The sequence below is a fragment of the Arthrobacter sp. LjRoot14 genome (assembly GCF_964253905.1).
GTDB lineage: Bacteria > Actinomycetota > Actinomycetes > Actinomycetales > Micrococcaceae > Arthrobacter.
Genome location: NZ_CAXURL020000001.1, coordinates 1,359,483 through 1,382,679 on the forward strand (window position 1 = coordinate 1,359,483; position 23,197 = coordinate 1,382,679).

Genomic DNA, 23,197 nt, shown 5'->3' on the forward strand with positions numbered 1-23,197 from the left:
GTGCCGGTCGCCTTCACTTTTTGTTCTGGGCGTACAGGCCGTTGATGTGCGCTTCAAAGTCGCGTACGACGGCGGCCCGCTTCAGTTTCAGTGACGGCGTCAGATGACCGGACTCAACGGTGAAATCAGCATCCAGCAGCACGAAGCTGCGGATTGACTCCGCTTTCGAGACCAGCAGGTTGGCCTGGTCGATTGCGCCCTGGACGGCCTCACGGACCCGGGCGTCGGAAGTGGCCTCCGTCAGGCCCATGACCGCGATCCGCTGGGCGGAGCACCAGTTCTCCAGGCCTTCCGGATCAAGGTTGACCAGTGCGGAGACAAACGGCCGACCGTCTCCCACCACCACTGCCTGGGCCACCAGCTGGTGCTCCCGGATCTTTTCCTCGAGCGGGCCAGGCGCCACGTTCTTGCCCCCGGCAGTGACAAGGAGGTCCTTCTTGCGCCCGGTGATGGTGAGAAAACCGTCTTCATCCAGCGAACCGAGGTCTCCGGTGCGGAAGAACCCGTCCACGAACGCTTCCGCGTTGGCTGCCTCGTTGGCGTGGTAGCCCTTGAAAACGCCGATGCCCTTGACCAGGATCTCGCCGTCGTCGGCCACCCGGATGGTGGTGCCCGGCACGGGAATGCCCACAGTGCCCACCTTGGTCCGCGACGGGGTGTTGGCGGTGCATGGGGCCGTGGTTTCGGTGAGTCCGTAGCCTTCCAGCACCGGTATGCCGGCGCCACGGAAGAAGTGTGCGTCATTGGAGCTCAGCGGGCTGGCGCCGGAAACCGTGTACTTCACCTGCCCGCCGAAGGCCTGTCGGAGTTTGGGGTACAGCAGCCGGTCGAAGAGGGCGTGCCTGGCGCGGAGCATGAAGCTGGGGCCGCTGCCCTTTCCGCGGGCCGCGGCGTCGAGTGCCTTGGAGTAATCTATGGCCACCGCGGAGGCAGCGGCGAACAGCCGTTCCTTGCCTGCCAGGGCGGCCTTGTGGCTGGCCCCCGCATAGACCTTCTCAAAAATCCTGGGTACCACCAGCAGGAAAGTGGGTTTGAACGTCGCCAGGTCCTCCAGCAGCTGGGCGGCGCCGGCGGTGTGGCCCAGGGTGGCCCCGGCGCTGAGGCACACCACCTGGACGGCGCGGGCCAGGACGTGGGCCAGGGGGAGGAACATCAGCGTCCGGGCGCCCTCCTGCCGCAGGATCTCGGGGAGGAACTCCACGATGTTGGTGGCCACCAGGGCGAAGTTGCCGTGCGTTATCTCGCAGCCCTTGGGCTTGCCCGTAGTTCCGGACGTGTACACCAGCGAGGCGACGTCGGCGAGGACTGCGGTGCTGCGGTGCCTCTCCAGCTCCGCGTCGGTGACGCCGGCGCCGGCGGCGGCGAGGCTGGCCAGGTTGGGTGCGCCGCCGTCGTCGTCCATCCGCACGACCGTCACCACTGCATCGCCGAGCAGTTCGGAGTGGGCCAGGACACCGGCCACGAGCTCAGCCTTGGCCTGGTCCTCAACAAACACCCTGCGGGCGCCCGAGTCATGCAGGATCCACTCGACCTGGCTTGCCGAGGAGGTTTCATACACCGGAACGGTCACGCCGCCGGCGAACCAGATGGCGAAGTCCACCAGGGTCCATTCGTACCGGGTTCCGGACATCACGGCCACGGTGTCGCCCGGGGCCAGGCCCCCCGCGATCAGTCCCTTCGCCAGTGCCATGACCTTGTCCAGGAACTGTTGTACAGGGATGTCAACCCAGCCGTTGGGGCCCTTGCGGGCGTACGCGGCATGGGAGGGGTCTTTGGCGTGCTGCCCGAGCAGCAGGTCAGTCACGTTGCTGTCCTGATCCAGCTCCACGAGCAGTTCAGTGCTTGCTTCTCTCACAGCCTGTCTCCGTTCCGGATCCGTGATTGGTTTCCCGATACCCGTTCCATCTCCTGCGGTTCCAACGCCCGCGGCACCCCTGCCATACTGCCCTAGATCCAGGACGGCATCCACATTCGGAACCGCCACTCCTGGTACGGGATGATTTCCGCGGTCCAGATGGGGTAGAAAAACGCAGAGAGCAGCACTGCCCCGGCCACGAACACCGCCACCAGGTAGAGCCCCGATCGCCGGCGCCACAGCGGGTCCTGCGGCCGCCCGAGCACCAGGCCAAGGCAATAGGTCAGGGCAAGCACCAGGAACGGTTCAAAGGACACGGCGTAGAAGGTGAACATGGTCCGTTCCGGATACATGAACCAGGGGAGGTAGCCCACGGCGACCCCCGCCAGGATGGCACCGGCACGCCAGTCGCGGCGGCCTGCCCACCAGAACAACAGGATCACCAGCGAGACGGTGGCGCTCCACCAGATCAGGGGATTGCCCACCGAAAGGATGGCCGACGTGCAGCTGGCGACGTCACAGCCGGGGCTTCCCTGCTTGGGGGACTCGTAGAAGAAGGACGTGGGGCGCCCCATCACCAGCCAGCTCCAGGCGCTCGCCTCATAGGGGTGGTCTGAGCTGAGTCCCTGATGGAACTTGTACGCTTCCAGGTGGTAGTGGGCCAGGGACCGCAGCGGTCCGGGGACCCATCCCCACTGGGCTGACGGGTTGGTGTCGGCCCAGTGGCGGAAGTACGCATCCTTTGACTGGAACCAGCCGGTCCAGGTGGAGACATAGACCAGGGCGGCCACCGGCACGATGCTCAGGAACGCGGGAATCCCGTCCTTGATGATGCCGCCGCTGATCCATCCGCGGATGCCCGCGATCCGGCGTGCGCTCAGGTCCCAGAAGACCGTCAGCAGCCCGAAGCCGGCCATGAAGAACAGGGCGGACCACTTGGTCCCCACAGCAAGTCCCAGGCAGACTCCGGCTGCGATGCGCCACCAGCGGATCCCGAGCCACGGCCCGGAAACCAGCTGGACCACGGAGGGCCTGCCCACAGCCGTGCCGCCGGCCTGGCGCCCCAGCCGGGCGGCCAGCCGCCGCCGGCCGTCGTCGCGGTCCATCAGCAGCGCGCCGAAAGCGGCGAGGAGCCAGAACATCAGGAAGATGTCCAACAGGGAGGTCCTGGACATCACCAGGTGGTGGCCGTCCACTGCCAACAGGAGGCCTGCGACGGCCCCCAGCGTCAGTGAGTGGAAGAGTTTCTGCGCTATCAGGGTGACCAGGAGGATGGACAGTGTCCCCGTCAGCGCTGCGCCGAACCGCCAGCCAAGCGGGTTGTCCGGGCCGAACAGCCACATTCCCGCGGCGATCATCCACTTGCCCACCGGCGGGTGCACAACATACTCGGGAGAGGACAGGATGACGCCCGGGTTGCCCGCTACGAACGAGTCGTTGGCCTTGTCAGGCCAGCTGCGCTCATAACCGCTGACCAGGAGCGAATACCCGTCCTTGACGTAGTAGGTCTCGTCAAAGACCAGGCTGCGTGGACTCTCAAGGCGGACGAAGCGAAGGATTCCGCCGATCGCCGCCGTGATGGCCGGAATGAGCCAAAACCAGAGCCGCAGCGACGGAGGGTAGTCGCGCCAGCTGCGGATGTCCCGGAGCAGCCGCTCCTGCAGGGCACTTTCCGTAAACGCTTCCCGCGGACGGCGGATCCACCGGTGGCCCTCAAGGTTGCGGCCCAAAGCCGCGGACGCCGGCTGCGCCGGTTTGGCCGGGTCGGCCTCGACAGGTGGTACGGAGGTCTGCGTCACGTGCCCATGCTACCTTTTGGCGCTGGAAGAGCCTGCCAGCAGTAGGCTGGTCGTGTGGACCAACAACTCAGTACTTCCCGCGCGAGCGGCTCCGATGATGCCGGCACTTCTTCAGAGGAAGGTTCGGCTTTAGAGGCAGGTTCGACCCCGCCGGACTCGGTGTCCGGGACGGCGGAAGCCACGGATGAGGCCTGGGTGCCGGCGGGGGAAGCTGCGGCCCGCCCCGCGGAAGGGCAGCCGGGCAGGATCGTGCTCGCGGCGACACCCATCGGCAATGTCGGCGATGCGTCTCCCCGGCTGGTTGAACTCCTCACCACGGCTGACATCGTTGCCGCCGAGGACACCCGGCGCCTGCACCGGCTGGTGCAGAACCTGGGAGTCGCCGTGGCCGGTCGGATCATCAGCTACCACGAGCACAACGAAGCCGTAAAGACCGCCGAACTCCTGGACCAGGTGCGGGCCGGGAAAACCATCGTGATGGTGACCGACGCCGGAATGCCCGCGGTCTCGGATCCGGGTTTCCGGCTGGTTGAGGGTGCTGTGGCGGCCGGACTGACCGTGACCGCCGTGCCGGGGCCGTCGGCGGTCCTGACAGCACTCGCCCTGTCCGGCCTCCCCACGGACCGTTTTTGTTTTGAGGGATTCCTTCCCCGCAAGGCCGGAGAGCGCGCCTCCCGGCTGTCCGAACTGGACGCTGAACGCCGGACCATGGTCTTCTTCGAGGCGCCGCACCGGCTGGAACCGATGCTACGGGCGCTGCGTGAGCGCTTCGGCGGCGACCGTCCGGCCGCAGTGTGCCGGGAGCTTACCAAGACCTACGAAGAAGTCATCCGCGGCCCGCTGACCGACCTGCTCAAATGGGCAGAAACAAACGAAGTGCGCGGCGAAATAGCCGTGGTGGTAGGCGGCGCCCCCGAACGTGAGCCGGGCAAGCCGGAGGACCATGTGGCCGCTGTCAACGGCCTGATCGCGCAAGGCATCAGGCTGAAGGAAGCCGTGGCAGCTGTGGCCGAGGACGCAAAAGTCAGCAAGAGGGAGCTCTATTCCGCGGTCCTGGCTGCCCGCTAGAACGCGGACGCGGATCTTGTGCAGCTGCACAGCAAAGTCCGAAGTTCGTAGTGCGCACATGCATAGACGCTCCGGAGCGCACGGCAGTACCGTGGCTGTAAAGCAGCCGAGTGCTGAACCCATCCCCAACCCCAATTGCTGACGAGGGAGTCATCGTGACTGTAACTGCACAGCCCACCGTTACTGCGGAGCGCGAGAGCGAGCTGCTGGCCTCTGTTCCGACCGGCCTGCTGATCAACGGCGAATGGCGCCCGGCGGCGTCCGGGAAGACGTTCGACGTCGAGGACCCGGCCACGGGCAAGGTCCTGCTCAGCATCGCTGACGCCGGCCCCGAGGACGGCGCTGCCGCTTTGGGCGCGGCCGCTGCCGCCCAGGACTCCTGGGCCAAGGTTCCGGCCCGTGAGCGCGGGGAAATCCTGCGCCGCGCCTTCGAGATGGTCACGGCCCGGGCGGAAGACTTCGCGCTGCTGATGACCCTGGAGATGGGCAAGCCCCTGGCCGAGGCCCGCGGCGAGGTCACCTACGGTGCCGAATTCCTGCGCTGGTTCTCCGAGGAAGCCGTCCGCGCGTTCGGCCGCTACTCCGTCTCCCCGGACGGCAAGTCCCGCCTGCTGGTCACCAAGAAGCCCGTGGGCCCTTGCCTGCTGATCACCCCGTGGAACTTCCCGCTCGCGATGGCCACCCGCAAGATCGCCCCCGCCGTCGCTGCCGGCTGCACCATGGTGCTGAAGTCCGCCAACCTGACTCCTCTGACCTCCCAGCTGTTCGCGGCCGTGATGCAGGAAGCCGGCTTGCCCGCCGGTGTCCTGAACGTCATCCCGACCTCCACGGCCGGTGCCACCACGGGCCCGCTGATCAAGGACACCCGGCTGCGGAAGCTCTCCTTCACCGGCTCCACCGAAGTGGGCCGCCGGCTGCTTTCGGACGCCTCCGAAACAGTCCTGCGGACCTCCATGGAACTCGGCGGCAACGCCCCGTTCGTGGTGTTCGAGGACGCCGACGTCGACGCCGCCGTGGCCGGGGCCATGCTGGCGAAGCTGCGGAACATGGGCGAGGCCTGCACGGCCGCGAACCGGTTCATCGTGCACGAGTCCGTCGCGGACGAGTTCGCGGAGAAGTTCGCCGCGAAAATGGGCGAGATGACCACGGCGCGCGGCACCGAGCCCGAGTCCAAGGTGGGCCCCTTGATCGATGCGAAGAGCCGGGACAAGGTCCACGAGCTCGTCACCGACGCCGTGAACTCCGGTGCGGTGGCTGTCGCCGGCGGCGGCCCGGTGGACGGGCCGGGCTACTTCTACCAGCCCACCATCCTCAAGGGCGTCACCGAGGGCACCCGCATCCTGTCCGAGGAAATCTTCGGACCGGTGGCCCCGATCATCACCTTCGACAGCGAGGACGAGGCAGTCCGCCTCGCCAACAACACCGAGTACGGACTGGTGGCCTACGTCTTCACGCGCGACCTGAACCGCGGCATCCGGATGGGCGAACGCCTCGAGACCGGCATGCTCGGCCTTAACGCCGGCGTCGTGTCCAACGCAGCAGCACCGTTCGGCGGCGTCAAGCAGTCCGGCCTGGGACGCGAGGGCGGCCTCGAGGGCATCGAGGAATACCTCTACACCCAGTACATCGGCATCGCCGACCCCTACGCAGGCTGATTCGCCCACGGGGCAGTGCAGCTAGCCCCGTCGCAGCCGTCGCAGGCCGTCGCGCACCGTCCGCCAGGACCGCGCGGCGGCCTGCGCGGGTTTGGCCGCGGCCCGCAGAACGGCATGGAAGGGAGCGGACACTATGCGCCCCCAGCGATTCATGACCGACGCCGGGAGCCACTCCGCCCGCAGCCGTCGTCCCGGTCGGGAGTGCTTCCGCAGGGATGCCTGGACCACGGCTATCCTCTCGGCTGCTGACGGCGCCGCGCCGTCTTCAGCGACCCCGGCATGGCCGGCAGGCGGGCCGTACTGCTGACGTTCAAAGTCGGCGGTGAGTGCGGCGACAGCCCGGATTCCGGCGTCGTCGGCGTCGTCGCGCGCGCCAAGCGCACCCGATCCACGAAGCCGGCTGGAAAAGTGACGCGGGGTTTCGCTGAGGCCGGGGGCCAGGCCGTAGTCGGTAGCCAGGTCCCGCAGTTCGGCCCAGGCCGCTGCGGCCGGGTTGCCGCCCAGGGCAGGCGCGCTCCTGAGCCGCCTGGACCGCAGGCCCGCCCGCACCATCCGCGGCGACCCGGCGATCAGGGCAAGGAGGAGGATACCGGCGGCTCCGTAGAGCGGCAGCGTCAGCGGGTGCCCTGGTTCGCCGGCGGATTCCAGCCCCGGCAACGGCGTCGGCGTGGCACCCGGCGTTGCGCCGGGCGTGGCGGTGTTCGACGGGATGAGATCGTCGTTGTTTTCGTTCGTGCTGGCACCGCCCGGCGTGGAGGCCTGCGCCGCGTAGTCCGGCACCACGCCGCGTGAAGGCGTGGGTTCGAACGCCACCCACCCGAGTCCTTGGAAGTAGAGTTCGGGCCAGGCATGCGCGTCCCTGGAATCGACTTCGTATTCCGTCAGTGCCCCTTGCCCGGGAACCGAAACCGAGGCACCCGTGGACCGGCCCGGGGCATAGCCCACTGCGATCCGGCTGGGGATTCCCTCCAGCCGCGCCATCACGGCCATGGCGGAAGCGAAATGAATGCAGTAGCCGCTCTTTTGGGTCAAGAAGTCCGCGAGGACGGAAAGTCCGTTGCCGTCATAGCCGCCCTGGACAGGGGACTGCAGGGAATACGTGAACTCCACCGAGCGAAGGTAATTCTGGATGGCCATCGCCTTGGCATACGCCGTCCTGCTTCCGGCGGTCACTGTATCCGCCGTGTTCCGCACAATGTCCGGTACGTTGTTGGGCGCCCGGAGGAACTCCTCGGAGATCCCGCGCACCGGCGCCGAGGACTGCGACAACAGTTCCGGGGTGAGCCTGGGGGCAGTCGACTGCACCACGTACTGCTGGTTCCGTGAATTGGTGTCCACCCCCTTGATGCTGAGCGTGGCCGGATCCCAGCTCCATCGTCCGGCCAGGCCGTTAACGGCATCCGGAGCGTACGGCACAGGAAGGTACGGGCTGGTGAAACGGCCGGTATTGACCGCAGTGACCTGGCGGACCTGCTCGTCCGCGAGGATCTCGTACCCGGCGTCCATCCTCCCGACCCCCACGCGCCGGGACGCGTCGCGGTCGTCCGGCGACCACGAGTCGCCGTCGAACCGGTCCACCGTGACGGACCGCAGGTACGGGGGCCTGCTGGCACTCGTGGCGTAGGTGATGCGCCCGTCGCCGGAGGGACTCCGCAGGCTGTTGCCCAGGCTGATCATCGGATTGAGCCCGGTGGATGAACCCCACGGATTCAGCCTGGAACCCTGTGGGAACGTGCCCTGGTCGAAGCCCGGAACGGCCAGAGGAAGGAGGAGCGTGATGACAAGCGTGATGCCGCCGGTGAGGGCCGCGCGGCGGAACTGTCCCGGATTGCGGGCGGTGTCCGCCGTGGTGCGGTTGTCCGGGGCGAACCACTGGCTGCAGGCAAGGATCATCAGGTAGCCGGCGGCGGCTGCTGCAAACCCCCAGACCCCGACGCTCTGCGGTTTGACCATGGCGGGCACCACCAGGATGGCCACCAGGCCCAGCCCGCTGGTTGCCGGCAGGGCCAATGGCACTGCGAGGGCATCGACCAGGATCACCACCAGGCCCAGGACCGCGCACGTGACCAGCACTATTCCTGCATTCGGCGCAACCGGGGAGCTCTCGGCCAGGACGGTTTCACTGGCCCGCCGCAGGTACCTGCCCAGCTGTTCCATGGTGTCCCCGGACGGAATGAACCCGGCGATGCTGTCCCGGCGGAAGAACGTGAAAGTCAGGATGAAAGCGAGGGACGCAAAGCCGCCCAGCGCCACGAGGAACGGATGCGCGCGCAGCGACCTCAGGACGGCCATGGCCAAGGCCACAACGCAGATGGTGGTAAGCGCCGGGGGATACCAGGCCCAGCCCCGCAGCACGCCGTTGAGGGAAAGGGCGGCGCCGGCCACCGCGACGACGACGGCAGCCGCCATGGCCCACGGCTGCGCACCAACGCGGCGCAGCCGCGCGGCCGGAGCGGCCGTCGGGGCAAGGACCTCGGGCGGGCGGCCCGTGTCCGGACCGGGATGCCGCTGGGGCGTCAACGTCATCGCCTGACCCCCGTGCCCCTGCGCACGTCCGCTGCGGCCGTGGCGGTAGCCGCATCGCGCTGGTCGAAATAGGACCATGCCGCCGGCACCGACGTGCCAGGGCTGACGGCCACTGCCCGCCAGCCGCCGGACCTCAATGACTCAAGGGCCGCCTGGCAGTCGCCCGGGTGTTCGGTGACCACTATCGCGAATGCATTGGCGCCGAACCCGGCAGCCGCGGACAGAGCGCGTGCCTCTGCCGGCTGCAGGTGGCCCAGGATGGCCATGATGGGCCCGCGCTGCCGGTGGGCGGAAAGCTTGTCCATGAGCCGGTCGTCGAAGGGCCTCGGACCTGATTCGGATCCCGGCGTATGGTGAGCGCCGGAGAGCTGGATGGCCGCCAGGCTCTCGGCAATGGACTGAAGGCCTGCGGACCCGGTGTATTCCTCTGCCGCCGGTTCGGGTGCCGAGGGAGAGTGCAGGAATGCAGGTTCTCCCGAGGGATCGAGGAAACGGAGGGCGTAGTTGCGTTCCGCCAGGTGTGCGCTGACCGACATGGCGGCTGTGACGGCCCACTCGAACGTTTCGCTGGTCACCAGCTCGTGGCCGTCCTCACCCGAGGTGGACGAAAAAGCGGCACCCGGTCCGCGCGCGAAGGCCGCCCACCGGTGGTCCAGGATGATGGTGGCCTCCGGCGTGGTCACGGATTCCTCCTGCCGCACCATCAGGGCACCGTGCCTTGCTGTGGCGGCCCAGTGCACCCGGCGCATTGGGTCCCCGTGGCGGTACTCGCGGGTCATGACGTCGTCGTCGCTCGGATTCGCCCGGATCCGTGTGGCAGTGACGCCGTCATTGCCACGTGCGCCGGCAAGGCCTGTCGCGGGAAGTTCGACGGCGGCGGGCGTCACCGTCAGTGTGTCGCCGTCGTCAATCGCGTGGCGGTGCAGCGAAAGACCAAAGGGGTCGGTGAATTCGGCCGTCACCGGGCCAATCACAAACTGTCCCCGCTTGCCGGACCGGAGGTGGTACTCATAGCGGCTGGTTCCGCCGACGGCAGAGCGGGACGGGAACCGGAACGCCGGCGATTCGCCGAACCGCGAGGGAAGGCGCTCTTCCATCATCACTTGCCCGGTGGCTGCGCCGGTGCGGGCCACGGCAAGCCGCACTGTGGTGGTCGAGGAGGTTTCCACGCTGGCGGGGCTGAACTCCCGATACACCTTGAACCGGGGTTTGAGGATGCGGATCCCTGCGAGGGAAACCAGCGGGAGGACCAGCAGAAGGATGCCGAGCGTGAGCAGGTCCCGGCGGCCCATGACCTGCGCCAACAGCAGCGAAACCACGCCGGCAGCCAGCAGGCCCCAGCCGCGGGTGCTGAAGAGGTGTCCCGGGAGCTTGTCTGTGAGGGCCATCGTGGCGCTTTCGGCTAGCGCGAGTGCCGCTGGTCCGGGCCCCCGCGCGGGTTGCCGGTCCGGGACGGTGCCGCGGACATCTCCTGCGGCACCGGAAGCTTCGCCAGGATGCCGCGGATGACGCTATGCGGAGTTTCCCCCATGCCTGCGGCCTTGCGGTCAAGGATGATCCTGTGGGCCAGCACGGATTCGGCAACACTGATGACGTCGTCCGGGAGGACGAAGTCCCGGCCCTCCAGCGCCGCGGTGGCCTTCGCCGCCCGCAGCAGCTGGAGCATGGACCGTGGACTCGCCCCGAGACGAAGCATGGCGCTTTCGCGGGTGGCGCGTCCCAGTGACACCGTGTACTCCTTGACGGCCTGCGAAACGTACACCCGCTGGACGGTGGCGATCATGGCGGCCACATCGGCCGAGGTGACGACGGCCGTGACCCTGGTCAGCGGAGACGTCGCCTGGTGTGTCTCCAGCATCTCAATTTCCGAGTCCTTGTCCGGATAGCCCATGGAGATCCGGGCCATGAACCGGTCCCGCTGGGCTTCCGGCAGGGGGTACGTCCCTTCCATCTCAATGGGGTTCTGGGTGGCCACCACCATAAAGGGCTCATCCAGCTTGTAGGAGTCACCGTCCACAGTGACCTGGTGCTCCTCCATGCATTCCAACAGCGCGGACTGGGTCTTTGCGGAGGCCCGGTTGATCTCGTCCCCGATGACAATGTTGGCGAACACGGCTCCCGGCCTGAATTCGAACAGCCGCGAGGCTTGGTTGTAAATGGAAACACCGGTGACATCCGAAGGCAAAAGGTCCGGGGTGAACTGGATCCTGCTGACCGAACAGTCGATGGTGCGGGCGAGTGTCTTGGCAAGCAGCGTTTTTCCCACGCCGGGAACATCCTCGAGGAGCAGGTGCCCCTGGGCAAGGAGAACCGTGAGGGCAAGCTTCGCGGCCTCCGCCTTGCCGTCGATCACGGTGTTGATGGCTGACAGGATGCGCTCGCTGGCGGCATGGAAAGCGTCCGCGTCCATGGCCGTCGGCCTGGATCCGTTGAGTTGGTTTCCGACAACACCTGCACCACCGGGGAAGCCCTGCCCTTCCGGGAGCGCTTCATCTACTGTGGTGCGTCTGTGGGAATCCATCGGCAGCCTTTCAGCCCTCGGGAAAGCCTGGCACGGGTTGGCAAGAACTGCGGCGCCCGCCGTCGGGCCTTCGCCCGTATGCCTACCAGACTACTAACACAACTGCCGGAGCTGACAGAGAGTTCCGGGTAATTCCCGGCGGGACCGGGATTGCCCGGGCGGCTAGGGTAGAAGGATGAACACCCCGTTGACGCCAGCCCCGTTTCGCGTGCCCGGAAGCGACGGCTCCGGCCGGCACGGCTATCCGCCCGCTCCCGAGCCGCTGCCCGTCCCGGTCATGGACAACCACACGCATTTGGACTTCCCGAACAGCGACGTGACAGTGGACGTGGCGGCCGCCCTGGACGTCGCCTCGTCGGTAGGTGTCCAGGGAGCCGTGCAGGTTGGCTGCGACCTGGAGTCCTCCAGGTTCACGGTGCAGGCCGTGGACTTGGACCCCCGGCTGCTCGGTGCGGTGGCCATCCATCCAAACGATGCACCGGACTATGCCGCCCGCGGGGAGCTGGAGGCCGCCCTGGCCGAGATTGAGGCCCTGGCTGCCCACCCCAGGATCCGCGCGATTGGCGAGACCGGCCTTGATTTTTTCCGCACGGAGGGGGAGGGGCTGCAGCACCAGCGGTACTCGTTCCGCCGCCACATCGACATCGCCAAGCGCCTCGGGCTGACGCTGCAGATCCACGACCGGGACGCCCACGACGATGTTGTCCAGGTCCTGCGGGAAGAAGGGCCCCCGGAACGGGTGGTGTTCCATTGCTTCTCCGGGGACGAACAGCTGGCCCGGACGTGCAACAACGAAGGCTGGTACATGTCCTTCGCCGGCACTGTGACATTCAAGAATGCGGCCAATCTGCGCGCTGCGCTTGCCATTGCAGATCCGGCCCGTGTGCTCGTGGAAACAGACGCGCCCTTCCTGACCCCGCATCCGTTCCGCGGCCGCCCCAACGCCAGTTACCTGATTCCGCACACCGTCCGGGCAATGGCCGAATTGACAAGCACCGACTTGTCCCGGCTCTGCGCCCAAATCGCCGAAAATTCCCTGCGGGCGTACGGATCCTGGGACTGACAGCCGGTCTGTTCAGCCACTCTTCACGAATACCAGGTATGCACAAAATCTTGGATGCTTTATAACGCTTCGGTTACAGTGGAAAACTATTAGCCGGGGTCGGGGAAGGCCTTCGGATAATTTCGCTCAGTTCCAGGCCCGTCTCACGGCGGGTCCGGTGAGTCCTGAGTGTGGCGGCGCACACGTCTGCTGCAAACAGCCGGACCGTGTCCGGAGTTGCCCTGAGGGTGTTTGCGTCGGTGGGTGATGTGCGTTTTTCCCCGTGCCCGGATGGTCCTAGAGTTACGGGCAATCGTGGTCAAGTTCTTCACTTCGGACGGTAAGTTCAGTTTCGTCAAGGTCGGTGCCCAGCTGGTTGTGCTCTCTGCACTCGTGCTGGGCCTGGTGGCCTTCGTAGGCAACAACAAAACAGTCACCCTGAACGTGGACGGGAAAGTCAGCTCCGTCCAGACGTTCGGCGGGACGGTAGGCCAAGTGGTCAAGAGTGCCAAGGTGGAGCTGCAGGCCGCGGACCGGGTTTCCCCGTCGGCGGACGCCCGCGTGGAGGATGGCTCGGTCATCAACGTCAATCTCGCCAAGGCAGTGAAGATCAGCCTCGACGGCGCTGAGAAGACGATCAACACCACCTCTGCCAACGTCGAAGGACTGGTCACCGAACTCGGCGTTGCCAGTGCCTCGGAAGTCTCCGCGCCGAAGGACGCCCAGCTGGCCGTCTCCGGTTCGTTCGTGGCCATCTCCACGCCCAAGACCGTCAGCATCCTGGCGGACGGCAAGGCGTCAAAGACCACCACCACGGCTTCAACCGTGGCGGAAGTCCTTAAGGACGCCGGAGTGACTGTGGGTGCCGGTGACCGGCTTTCCCAGCCGCGCAACGCGCACGTCGTCAATGACATGGCGATCAAGGTCTCCCGGGTGGATTCCTCCAAGACTGCCGCAACCTCCGAAGAGGTTCCCTTCGAGACCCTGAGTTCCGAAAGCGCCGACCTGTTCGTGGGCGAGAAGAAGGTCACCCAGGCCGGTGTCCCCGGCAAGGTGGACAAGAACTTCAAGCTGGTGCTGGTGGACGGCCGGGAAGCATCCCGGACCCTCGTCTCCGAGACAGTCTCTGTCCAGCCGGTGACCGAAAAGGTCTCGGTCGGGACCAAGGAAAAGCCCAAGGCCGAAGCGGCCGGTGCCAACACCGGTGCAGGCGCCCCCGCCATGATGAACGAAGCAATGTGGGACAAGATCGCGCAGTGTGAATCCACCGGCAACTGGTCCATCAACTCCGGCAACGGCTACTACGGCGGTCTGCAGTTCGACATCCAGACCTGGCTCGGTGCCGGAGGCGGCGCCTACGCCCCCAACGCCAGCCTTGCCACCAAGGCCCAGCAGATCGACATTGCCAACCGCGTCTACGCGCAGCGCGGCCTCTCCCCTTGGGGCTGCGGCTGGGCAGCGACCAGCTAACAGTCTTTACAGCCGGCAGTTCCTCCCGCTAACAGCCGCGGCGGCTGACCACCGCCGCGGGGGAATTGAAGGCCGGGTCCGGATTACCGGACCCGGCCTTTGCCGTACCCTGCGCTGGTCTGACCTGGGCGCTTCACAGGCGCCGTCGCGGGAGGCCGACGGGATAGGATACCCAGGTGACTGAACCGATCCCCGCCGCCTCCGGCACCGCGCCCGCAGCACTGTTTGGCGCCTCCGATGTCCGCCGGCTCGCTGAGGAGATCGGAGTCCGGCCTACGAAGACACTGGGCCAGAACTTCGTCATCGACGGCAATACCATCCGCCGGATCGTGGCCGCTGCGGACATCCACGCCGATGAGACCGTCCTTGAAGTCGGCCCGGGACTGGGATCGCTGACCCTCGGATTGCTCGACGCCGCAAAGTCCGTCGTCGCCGTCGAAATCGATCCGGTCCTCGCCGCCAAGCTCCCGGGCACTGTGCAGCAATGGCGGCCCGACGCCGCCAAAGATTTCCACCTGGTGCTGGCGGATGCCATGAAGGTCACTGAACTGCCCGTGGAACCGACCGCCCTCGTGGCAAACCTCCCGTACAACGTGGCAGTGCCGGTGGTGCTCCATCTCCTGCAGCACTTCCCGAGCCTGCGGCACGGACTGGTCATGGTCCAGGACGAGGTGGCGGACCGGCTTGCCGCCGGCCCCGGCTCCAAGACCTACGGCGTGCCCTCGGTGAAGGCCGCCTGGTACAGCAGCATGCGCAAGGCCGGCGTGATCGGCATGAACGTCTTTTGGCCGGCACCCAAGATCCACTCGGGCCTCGTTGCCTTCACCCGCCGTGAGCCGCCGGTCACTTCGGCAACCCGCGAACAGGTCTTCGCCGTCATCGACGCCGCTTTCGCCCAGCGCAGGAAGACTCTGAGGGCTGCCCTGGCAGGATGGGCCGGAAGCGCCGCGGAGGCCGAACAGTGCCTGCTGGCGGCCGGCGTGGATCCCACCGCCCGTGGCGAAGTGATCGATATCGCAGCGTTCGCACGGATAGCCGAAGCCCGCCAGGACCGGCAGGCTTGAGGCTGGGGCCGCTGCGGTACGGCGTGACGCCTTGAGTGCACCTGCTTGGAGCCTGACGCTGCCATGCCATAGCTTGGACTCATGAACGCAGTGAGAGGGCGCTTTGCCGCGAGGACTGTCCGGGTCAAGGCTCCCGGCAAAATCAACGTCTCGCTGGATGTGGGCCCGCTGCGTGAGGACGGCTACCATTCCGTGGCCAGCGTCTACCTGGCGGTGTCGCTGTACGAGGAAGTGGCCGCCACCAGCACTGCCACGGAAGGGATCACGGTCAGCATCAGTCCGGCCAGCACACTGGACCTGTCTGACGTGGACATCCCGCTGGACGAACGGAACCTCGCCTACAAGGCGGCCGCCATCATGGCCGACGTCTCCGAGCACTCTACGGGCGTCCACCTGGAAATCACCAAGCGCGTCCCGGTGGCCGGCGGCATGGGCGGCGGTTCAGCCGACGCGGCTGCCACTCTGCTTGCCTGCGACGCCCTCTGGAACAGCGGGCTATCCCGCGACGAGCTAGCCCACCTGGCCGCAGAACTCGGCGCGGATGTCCCGTTTGCGCTCCTTGGGGGCACCGCCGTCGGACTGGGCGTTGGAGATGAGTTGTCGCCGGCGCTGGCGAAGGCACAGATGGACTGGGTGCTGGTCACTGCGGACTACGGGCTGTCCACACCGGAGGTCTTCCGGACCCTGGACCGGCTCCGCCGCACCGAAGGCGTCACCGCGGAAGAACCCGCCGCCGTCGATCCGAAGATCCTTCAGGCGCTGCGCAGCGGCGACGCCGACGCCCTCAGCCGTGTACTGGTCAACGACCTCCAGCGCGCCTCCATTGAGCTGGCGCCGGGGCTGCGCGATACCCTTGGACTTGGCGAATCGTGCGGAGCCATCGCCGGGCTTGTCTCAGGCTCCGGACCCACGGTGGCCCTGCTCACCCACAGTCCTGAGGCCGCTGCCGGCCTCGCGGAAGACCTCGGCCATCACGGCCTGAATGCCTTGGCCGTCCACGGTCCGGTGCCCGGAGCGCGCATCATCTCCGATACGCTCCTTTAGTACTTTTAACGAATTTCCACCGAAGAAAGCAGTTCCCAGTGGCTCACCTGCTCGGCGGCGAGAACCTCACGGTCTCGTATGCAACCCGTACCGTCCTCGACGGCGTTACCCTCGGCCTTGAGGAGGGCGACCGGATCGGCATGGTGGGCCGCAACGGCGATGGCAAGTCCACCCTCATGCGCCTTCTGGCGATGCGTGCCACCCCTGATTCGGGGCGGGTGACCAAGCGCAGCGAGGTCAACATCGGTTACCTCGACCAGAGCGACGTGCTCGACGGCGACCTGACGGTCGGTGCCGCCATCGTTGGCGACCAGGCGGACTATGAATGGGCCCGCAACCCGCAGATCCGCGAGGTCATGGGCGGCCTGGTATCCGACGTCGACTGGCACGCGAACGTGCACGCACTGTCCGGCGGACAGAAACGCCGCGTTGCGCTGGCGAAGCTGCTGATCGAAGACCATGACGTCATCATGCTCGATGAGCCCACCAACCACCTCGACGTCGAAGGTGTCGCCTGGCTGTCCCGTCACCTGAAGACCCGCTGGCGCGCCAACCAGGGCGCGTTCCTGGTGGTCACCCACGACCGCTGGTTCCTCGACGAAGTCTGCAACAAGACCTGGGAAATCCACGACGGAATCATGGACCCGTTTGAAGGCGGCTACGCGGCTTACGTCCTGGCCCGCGCCGAACGTGACCGCTCGGCATCCGTGATGGAAGGCAAACGCCAGCAGCTCGTCAAGAAAGAGCTCGCCTGGCTGCGGCGCGGCGCCCCGGCGCGGACGGCCAAGCCGAAGTTCCGCATCGAAGCAGCCAACGCGCTCATTGCAGATGTCCCTGAGCCGCGCGACTCGATGGCGCTGAGCAAGATGGCCACCGCGCGCCTCGGCAAGGACGTGCTGGACCTCGAGCACGTTTCGCTGGACTTCCTGGGCGGCGAGCCCGGGCAGAAGCTCTTCGACAACATCACCCTGCGGCTCGCGCCGGGGGAGCGGCTCGGGCTGGTCGGCGTCAACGGCGCCGGCAAGACCACCCTGCTGAAGCTCCTCAACGGCGAAATCCAGCCCACCTCGGGCAAGCTCAAGCGCGGCAAGACGGTTGTCACCGCTGTTCTGACCCAGGAGGTCAAGGAGCTGGACGACGTCAAGGACCTGCGCGTCATCGAAGTGATCGAGCGCGAAAAGCGGTCCTTCAACGTTGGCGGCAAGGAATTCAGTGCCGGCCAGCTGGTGGAACAGCTCGGGTTCACCAACGAGAAGCAGTGGACCCCGGTCAAGGACCTCTCAGGTGGCGAACGCCGCCGACTCCAGCTCCTGCGCCTGCTCGTGGGCGAGCCCAACGTGCTGATGCTCGATGAGCCCACCAACGACCTCGATACCGATACCCTCGCCGCCGTCGAAGACGTCCTGGACGGCTGGCCGGGCACGCTCGTTGTGGTGAGCCACGACCGCTACCTGCTGGAGCGCGTCACCGACCACCAGATGGCGTTGCTCGGTGACGGCAAGATCCGCGCCCTGCCGCGCGGCGTCGACCAGTACCTGGAACTGCGCGAAAACGCCCTGGCCGGCTCCACCATCACCGGTGGCGGCAACCCCGTCACTGCCGCCAGCGGCGGTGCAGCTCCCGCAGCCAGCGGTCCGTCCGAGGCCGAAAAGCGGGACGCCCGCAAGGCCAAGAACCGGATTGACCGCCAGCTGGGCAAGCTGACGCAGCAGGAAGAAAAGATCCACGCCCAGATGGTCAAGAGCACGGCCGACAACGACTTCGACGCCATGGCCGAACTCAACAAGAAGCTCAAGACCCTGGCCGAGGAACGCGAAGCCCTGGAACTCGAATGGCTCGAGGCGCTGGAAGTCCTCGGGGAGTAGGAACCGGGGCGGAAGGGTGCCGGGCTGGGCGCCGGAGCCGGCCCTTCGACGTCGCTTAGACACGTCGCAAAGGGGACATTCGGGTCGCTGGGCGACGTCCATGCCCCGATGCGCCGCGATGCGCTCCTTATCGAAGGACCGCCTTCGGCGAGGACAGTCACCTCGCCCCGTGGCACGGTAGGCAGGGGACATACTAAGCCTCGGACCGGAGCTCCGGATCCTTCTGGAGGCCGGTGAGGCCGTTCCAGGCGAGGTTTACCAGGTGAGCGGCCACGGCGCGTTTGTCCGGGGTCCGGCTGTCCAGCCACCACTGGCCCGTCATGGCCACCATGCCCACGAGCATCTGCGCGTACATGGCGCCGTCGGCCGCACTGAAACCGCGGCGGGCGAACTCGTCGGACAGGATGTGCTCCACCCGGGCAGTTACGTGGGAGAGCAGGGTGGAAAACGCGCCTTCGGGCTGGGACGGCGGGGCGTCACGCATGAGGATCCGGAACCCGTCGGTGCGTTCCTCGATGTACGTCAGCAGGGCCAGCGCGGCGCGCTCCACCTGGACCCGCGGCTTGGCTTCGTCCGTGAGGGCGTCGTTGATAGCTGCCAGCAGGATCCGGAACTCGTACTCCACCACCTGGGTGTAGAGGCCCTCCTTGGACCCGAAATGCTCATAGATCACGGGTTTCGACACACCGGCAGCAGCGGCGACCTCTTCGATCGTGGTGCCGTCAAGGCCCCGGATGGCGAAAAGTCCGCGTCCGATGTCGATCAGCTGTGAGCGCCGCTGCGCCCCGGTCATCCGGGCCCTGGGCACGTACCCTGGAGCCCGGACGGGCCTGCCTGGATGGTTTCCCGCACCATCGGGCGCACCGTTGATCTTGCTCACCGTCCCATCATGCCTTAATGGGCGCCGGGACTACCGAGTCGCACGTGCGCCAACCTTCGTGGCAGAATTGGTTCTCGTGCCGCCGGGCTAAGGGCCCGGGCACGGTCCGCTCTGGTGTAATGGCAGCACCCCGGCCTTTGGAGCCGTGGAGTATAGGTTCGAATCCTATGGGCGGAACAGCCGCTGTGGACGGGTCCTGCATCCGGAACAGACAGGCGAAGGTGTGAAAGTGCGCGCAACTGAGATCCACCAAGCAAGGAGAGCCTGTACGTGAGCCCCGAGACAACCGGCCCCGCTGCCGTCATCGTCCTAGCTGCAGGTGCCGGTACCCGGATGAAGTCGCGTACCCCCAAGATCCTCCATGAAATCGGCGGCCTGTCGCTGGTCGGCCATGCACTGCGTGCCGCCCGCACCATCGATCCCCGGCAGCTGGCCATTGTGGTCCGGCACGAACGCGACCTCGTGGCAGCCCACGTGTCCGGGCTCGATCCGGCAGCCCTGGTCGTGGACCAGGACGAGGTGCCCGGCACCGGCCGGGCGGTGCAGGCGGCCCTGGAAGCCCTCGACGCCGGCGGTCCGCTGAGCGGAACCGTTGTGGTCACGTACGGCGACGTCCCGTTGCTCTCGGCGGAACTGCTTGCCGAACTGGTGCTGATCCACGAACACGAACGCAACGCAGTCACCGTCCTGACAGCAGTCCTGGACGACGCCGCCGGTTATGGCCGAATCCTGCGTGCGGCGGACGGCACCGTCACGGGCATCCGCGAGCACAAGGACGCATCTGACGAGGAACGTGAGATCCGGGAAATCAATTCCGGGATCTACGCCTTCGACGCCGCCGTCCTTCGCGACGCGCTGGCTCACGTCACCACGGACAACGCGCAGGGCGAGATGTACCTCACCGACGTCCTGGGACTGGCACGCACGGCCGGCGGACGCGTGGCAGCGGTAGTCACCAACGACCGCTGGCAGGTGGAAGGCGCCAACGACCGGGTGCAGCTCTCCGCGCTGGGAGCCGAACACAACCGCCGCACCGTCGAAGCCTGGATGCGCTCCGGCGTCACGGTGGTCGACCCCTCCACCACGTGGATCGACTCCACGGTGAACCTGGCAGAGGACGTCCGGATCCTGCCCAACACCCAGCTGCACGGCTCCACGACGGTGGCGAGGGACGCCGTCGTCGGCCCTGACACGACGCTGACCGACGTCACCGTTGGCGAAGGCGCCAAAGTAACCCGGACGCACGGCTCCGGCGCCACGATCGGCGCGAAGGCCAGCGTCGGTCCGTTTACCTACCTCCGCCCGGGAACAGTGCTGGGGGAGACCGGCAAGATCGGCGCCTTCTACGAGACGAAGAACGTGAAGATCGGCCGCGGCTCGAAGCTGTCCCACCTCGGCTACGCCGGTGATGCGGAGATCGGCGAGGACACCAACATCGGTTGCGGCAACATCACCGCCAACTACGACGGCGAGAACAAGCACCGCACCGTGATCGGCTCGGGCGTGCGCACAGGTTCCAACACCGTCTTCGTGGCTCCGGTCCAGGTGGGCGACGGCGCCTACAGCGGAGCCGGCGCCGTGATCCGCCAGGACGTGCCAGCCGGTGCGCTGGCAATCTCGGTGGCCAAACAGCGGAACGCCGAAGGCTGGGTCATCTCGCACCGGCCCGGCTCCGTCTCAGCAGTACTGGCCGAAGCCGCGGGGGCAACGGCACCGGCCAGCGAAACAGCAGCGGCCCAGCCGTCCCAGGATTCCTCAAGCACCCCGGCACCTACAGAAGAGGGCAAGCAATCATGACCGAAATTACGGCACGCGGCGAGAAGAAACTGGTTCTCGCTGCTGGGCGGGCACACCCCGAGCTTGCGCGGGAGATCGCCAAGGAGCTGGGCACTGAACTGTTGCCGGTGGATGCCTACGATTTTGCGAACGGGGAAATCTACGTACGCGCCGGGGAGAGCGTCCGTGGCACCGACGCCTTCGTCATCCAGGCACACCCGGCGCCGCTGAACAACCACCTGATGGAGCAGCTGATCATGATTGATTCGCTGAAGCGGGCATCCGCCAAGCGCATCACCGTGGTTTCGCCGTTCTACCCCTACTCCCGCCAGGACAAGAAGGGCCGCGGCCGCGAGCCGATCTCTGCCCGTCTGGTGGCTGATCTGTACAAGACCGCCGGCGCCGACCGCATCATGAGCGTTGACCTGCACACCTCGCAGATCCAAGGATTCTTCGACGGCCCCGTGGACCACCTCATGGCCATCCCGCTGCTGGCCGATTACATCCGCACCCGGGTTGCAGCGGACAACATCACCGTCGTTTCGCCGGACACGGGCCGCGTCCGCGTGGCCGAACAGTGGGCGGAGCGCCTCGGCGGGGCTCCGCTGGCGTTCGTCCACAAGAGCCGGGACCTCACGGTTCCGAACCAGGCAGTGTCCAAGACCGTGGTTGGCCAGATCGAGGGCCGCACGTGCGTCCTGATCGACGACATGATCGACACCGGCGGGACCATTTCCGGTGCCGTCCAGGTGCTGAAGAACGCCGGCGCCAAGGACGTCATCATCGCGGCCACCCATGCTGTCTTCTCCGATCCCGCAGCGCGCCGGCTGTCCGAGTCGGGTGCCCGCGAAGTGGTGGTCACCGACACGCTGCCGATTCCGGCCGACAAGCGCTTCCCGCAGCTGACTGTGCTGTCGATCGCGCCGTTGATTGCCCGTGCCATCCGTGAAGTGTTCGACGACGGCTCCGTCACCAGCTTGTTCGACGGCAACGCCTGAGCCCCGGCCGCCCCGGCGTTGGACCCCGTTTTCAGTAACCGGGCCCAACGCTGGTAAGCTGGTCCACGATACCTTGGCGAGGGAGAGCACTGGAAAGCCGTTTTTACGGGCAACCAGTGTGCAGGTCTCCGTTATCGACTGGGTCTGAATCTCCCTTCTTGAAGGGCCGGCCACGGGCCGCCCGGCGTTGAAGGTCGCAAACAGACCTCCGCCCTTGCTGAACACCGTTTAGATTTCAAGGAGATTTTCATGTCTGAGCAGAAGCTCGCAGCAGAAGTACGCACCGAATTCGGCAAGGGCTTCGCCCGCCGCGCCCGCATGGCCAACCTCATCCCGGCTGTCATCTACGGCCACGGTGCAGAGCCCATCCACATCACCCTGCCGGCCAAGGCCACCACGCTGGCTGTCCGCGTTGCCAACGCCCTGCTGACCCTGGACATCAACGGCGAAAAGCACCTCGCGCTCGTCAAGGACATCCAGCGCGACCCGATCAAGCAGATCATCGAGCACCTTGACCTGCTGACCGTCCGCACCGGCGAGAAGGTCACCGTGGACGTTCCCGTCCACGTCACCGGTGAACTTGCTCCGGGCAACGTCTACAACCAGGAAATGACCGTTGTTTCCCTGGAAGCCGAGGCAACCCACCTGCCCACCGCCGTCGAGGTCAGCATCGAAGGCCGCGCCGCCGGCGAGCACATCCACGCTTCCGACCTGGTCCTGCCGAAGGGCTCCGTCCTGCTGGCTGACCCCGAGTCCCTGGTGGTCAACATCTCCGAGGCCACCGAGGTCACCGAGGAAGAGGCTTCCGAAGGCGCCACCTCCGCGGCATCCGAGGCTTCCGCCGAGTAACTCCGGCAGCCCGTTTTCCGTGGCCGGGTCCCCGTCGGGGCCCGGCCACTGCCGTTAATAGCCCACTTGTATTAACCCTAGGATTGACGCATGACTGACACCTGGCTGATCGTAGGCCTTGGCAACCCCGGCACCGAGTACAGCAACAACCGGCACAACGTCGGCCAGATGGTGCTGGATGAACTGGCCCGCCGGGTGGGCGGGAGCTTCAAGTTGCACAAGGCCCGCGCCCATGTGCTGGAGGGCCGCCTCGGGCTTGGCGGCCCCCGCGTTGTGCTGGCCAAGCCGATGAGCTACATGAACGTCTCCGGCGGACCGGTATCAGCCCTGTCAAAGTTCTACGACATCGATCCGGAACACGTCGTAGCGGTCCATGACGAAATAGACATTCCCTTTAATACCGTCAAACTAAAGATCGGCGGCGGTGAGGGGGGACACAACGGCCTGCGGGACATTTCGAAGGCACTGGCCACAAAGGACTACCTCAGGGTCCGGGTCGGCGTGGGCCGCCCGCCGGGCCGGATGGATACTGCGGACTTTGTCCTGAAGGACTTTGCCACCACCGAAAAAAAGGACCTGCCCTTCCTCCTGGATGACGCGGCCGATGCGGTGGAGACTGTGGTCAGGGACGGCCTTGCGGCTGCCCAGCAGAAATATCACACTGCGGTCCAGTAACGTTGCCTCGAAGGTGCCTTTAGAGGGGTAGCCTGCGGGTAAGGACTGGCTACGGAGAGTGCCACGGAATTGGTTAACCAATTGCATAAAGCGGCCTAATTGTTTAGTCA

General features: G+C 66.5%; 17 protein-coding genes and 1 tRNA gene. 12 read left to right on the forward strand and 6 right to left on the reverse strand.

What is annotated here, in order from left to right; translation table 11 throughout:
• Positions 1–13: 13 nt before the first annotated feature.
• A complete protein-coding gene (locus ACSQ12_RS06270) occupies positions 14–1,855 on the reverse strand; it encodes an AMP-dependent synthetase/ligase (protein WP_436064748.1) in 1,842 nt (613 codons plus the stop codon).
• A 92-nt stretch (positions 1,856–1,947) separates the two neighbouring features.
• Positions 1,948–3,654 carry a dolichyl-phosphate-mannose--protein mannosyltransferase gene (locus tag ACSQ12_RS06275; RefSeq protein WP_436064749.1) on the reverse strand — a complete coding sequence of 569 codons (1,707 nt, stop codon included), beginning with the start codon at positions 3,652–3,654 and terminating at the stop codon, positions 1,948–1,950.
• Between the two features lie 195 nt (positions 3,655–3,849).
• Here ACSQ12_RS06275 and rsmI point away from each other — a divergent pair, with 195 nt between their 5' ends.
• Both rsmI and ACSQ12_RS06285 read left to right on the forward strand, forming a co-directional pair.
• Positions 3,850–4,722 carry a 16S rRNA (cytidine(1402)-2'-O)-methyltransferase gene (gene rsmI / locus ACSQ12_RS06280; protein WP_436066948.1) on the forward strand — a complete coding sequence of 291 codons (873 nt, stop codon included), beginning with the start codon at positions 3,850–3,852 and terminating at the stop codon, positions 4,720–4,722.
• Between the two features lie 155 nt (positions 4,723–4,877).
• Positions 4,878–6,377: an NAD-dependent succinate-semialdehyde dehydrogenase gene (locus ACSQ12_RS06285; RefSeq protein ID WP_436064750.1), complete on the forward strand. Its 1,500-nt coding sequence runs from the start codon at positions 4,878–4,880 to the stop codon at positions 6,375–6,377.
• Between the two features lie 21 nt (positions 6,378–6,398).
• Here the strand turns inward: ACSQ12_RS06285 and ACSQ12_RS06290 are convergent, their stop codons facing one another.
• The 3 genes from ACSQ12_RS06290 to ACSQ12_RS06300 are packed head-to-tail and all read right to left on the reverse strand — an operon-like array spanning position 6,399 to position 11,424.
• A complete protein-coding gene (locus ACSQ12_RS06290) occupies positions 6,399–8,903 on the reverse strand; it encodes a transglutaminaseTgpA domain-containing protein (RefSeq protein ID WP_436064751.1) in 2,505 nt (834 codons plus the stop codon).
• Positions 8,900–10,291: a DUF58 domain-containing protein gene (locus ACSQ12_RS06295; protein ID WP_436064752.1), complete on the reverse strand. Its 1,392-nt coding sequence runs from the start codon at positions 10,289–10,291 to the stop codon at positions 8,900–8,902. Before ACSQ12_RS06295 ends, ACSQ12_RS06290 begins: the two co-directional genes overlap by 4 nt.
• Positions 10,292–10,305: 14 nt before the next feature.
• A complete protein-coding gene (locus tag ACSQ12_RS06300; RefSeq protein ID WP_436064753.1) occupies positions 10,306–11,424 on the reverse strand; it encodes an AAA family ATPase in 1,119 nt (372 codons plus the stop codon).
• A gap of 175 nt (positions 11,425–11,599) precedes the next feature.
• Here ACSQ12_RS06300 and ACSQ12_RS06305 point away from each other — a divergent pair, with 175 nt between their 5' ends.
• The 5 genes from ACSQ12_RS06305 (at position 11,600) to ACSQ12_RS06325 (ending at position 17,909) form a co-directional block, all read left to right on the forward strand.
• Complete coding sequence (locus ACSQ12_RS06305; RefSeq protein WP_209746522.1) at positions 11,600–12,487, forward strand: TatD family hydrolase; 888 nt, start codon at positions 11,600–11,602, stop codon at positions 12,485–12,487.
• A gap of 294 nt (positions 12,488–12,781) precedes the next feature.
• Positions 12,782–13,936, forward strand: coding sequence for a ubiquitin-like domain-containing protein (locus ACSQ12_RS06310; RefSeq protein WP_436064754.1), 1,155 nt, complete (start codon positions 12,782–12,784; stop codon positions 13,934–13,936).
• Between the two features lie 176 nt (positions 13,937–14,112).
• A complete protein-coding gene (gene rsmA, locus ACSQ12_RS06315) occupies positions 14,113–15,000 on the forward strand; it encodes a 16S rRNA (adenine(1518)-N(6)/adenine(1519)-N(6))-dimethyltransferase RsmA (protein ID WP_436064755.1) in 888 nt (295 codons plus the stop codon).
• An 81-nt stretch (positions 15,001–15,081) separates the two neighbouring features.
• The gene (locus ACSQ12_RS06320; protein WP_436064756.1) at positions 15,082–16,044 is read left to right on the forward strand and encodes a 4-(cytidine 5'-diphospho)-2-C-methyl-D-erythritol kinase; all 963 of its coding nucleotides are present in this window, start codon (positions 15,082–15,084) and stop codon (positions 16,042–16,044) included.
• A 38-nt stretch (positions 16,045–16,082) separates the two neighbouring features.
• Positions 16,083–17,909: an ABC-F family ATP-binding cassette domain-containing protein gene (locus ACSQ12_RS06325; RefSeq protein ID WP_436064757.1), complete on the forward strand. Its 1,827-nt coding sequence runs from the start codon at positions 16,083–16,085 to the stop codon at positions 17,907–17,909.
• Positions 17,910–18,102: 193 nt separating this feature from the next.
• On the opposite strand, the gene ACSQ12_RS06330 is transcribed toward ACSQ12_RS06325, so the two are convergent.
• Positions 18,103–18,702, reverse strand: a complete 600-nt coding sequence (locus ACSQ12_RS06330; protein ID WP_436066949.1) for a TetR/AcrR family transcriptional regulator — start codon at positions 18,700–18,702, stop codon at positions 18,103–18,105.
• Between the two features lie 192 nt (positions 18,703–18,894).
• On the opposite strand from ACSQ12_RS06330, the gene ACSQ12_RS06335 reads away from it, so the two are divergent.
• The 5 genes from ACSQ12_RS06335 to pth all read left to right on the forward strand — a co-directional run bounded on the left by ACSQ12_RS06335 (position 18,895) and on the right by pth (position 23,087).
• Positions 18,895–18,966: transfer RNA gene (locus tag ACSQ12_RS06335), tRNA-Gln, on the forward strand.
• Positions 18,967–19,059: 93 nt separating this feature from the next.
• Positions 19,060–20,586 carry a bifunctional UDP-N-acetylglucosamine diphosphorylase/glucosamine-1-phosphate N-acetyltransferase GlmU gene (gene glmU / locus ACSQ12_RS06340; RefSeq protein ID WP_436064758.1) on the forward strand — a complete coding sequence of 509 codons (1,527 nt, stop codon included), beginning with the start codon at positions 19,060–19,062 and terminating at the stop codon, positions 20,584–20,586.
• Complete coding sequence (locus tag ACSQ12_RS06345) at positions 20,583–21,563, forward strand: ribose-phosphate diphosphokinase (RefSeq protein WP_011691079.1); 981 nt, start codon at positions 20,583–20,585, stop codon at positions 21,561–21,563. Before glmU ends, ACSQ12_RS06345 begins: the two co-directional genes overlap by 4 nt.
• A gap of 249 nt (positions 21,564–21,812) precedes the next feature.
• Positions 21,813–22,412 (forward strand): 50S ribosomal protein L25/general stress protein Ctc, encoded by a 600-nt coding sequence (locus tag ACSQ12_RS06350; protein WP_436064759.1) that lies wholly within the window; start codon positions 21,813–21,815, stop codon positions 22,410–22,412.
• 90 nt (positions 22,413–22,502) lie between these two features.
• Positions 22,503–23,087, forward strand: a complete 585-nt coding sequence (gene pth / locus ACSQ12_RS06355) for an aminoacyl-tRNA hydrolase (RefSeq protein ID WP_436064760.1) — start codon at positions 22,503–22,505, stop codon at positions 23,085–23,087.
• Positions 23,088–23,197: the final 110 nt, after the last annotated feature.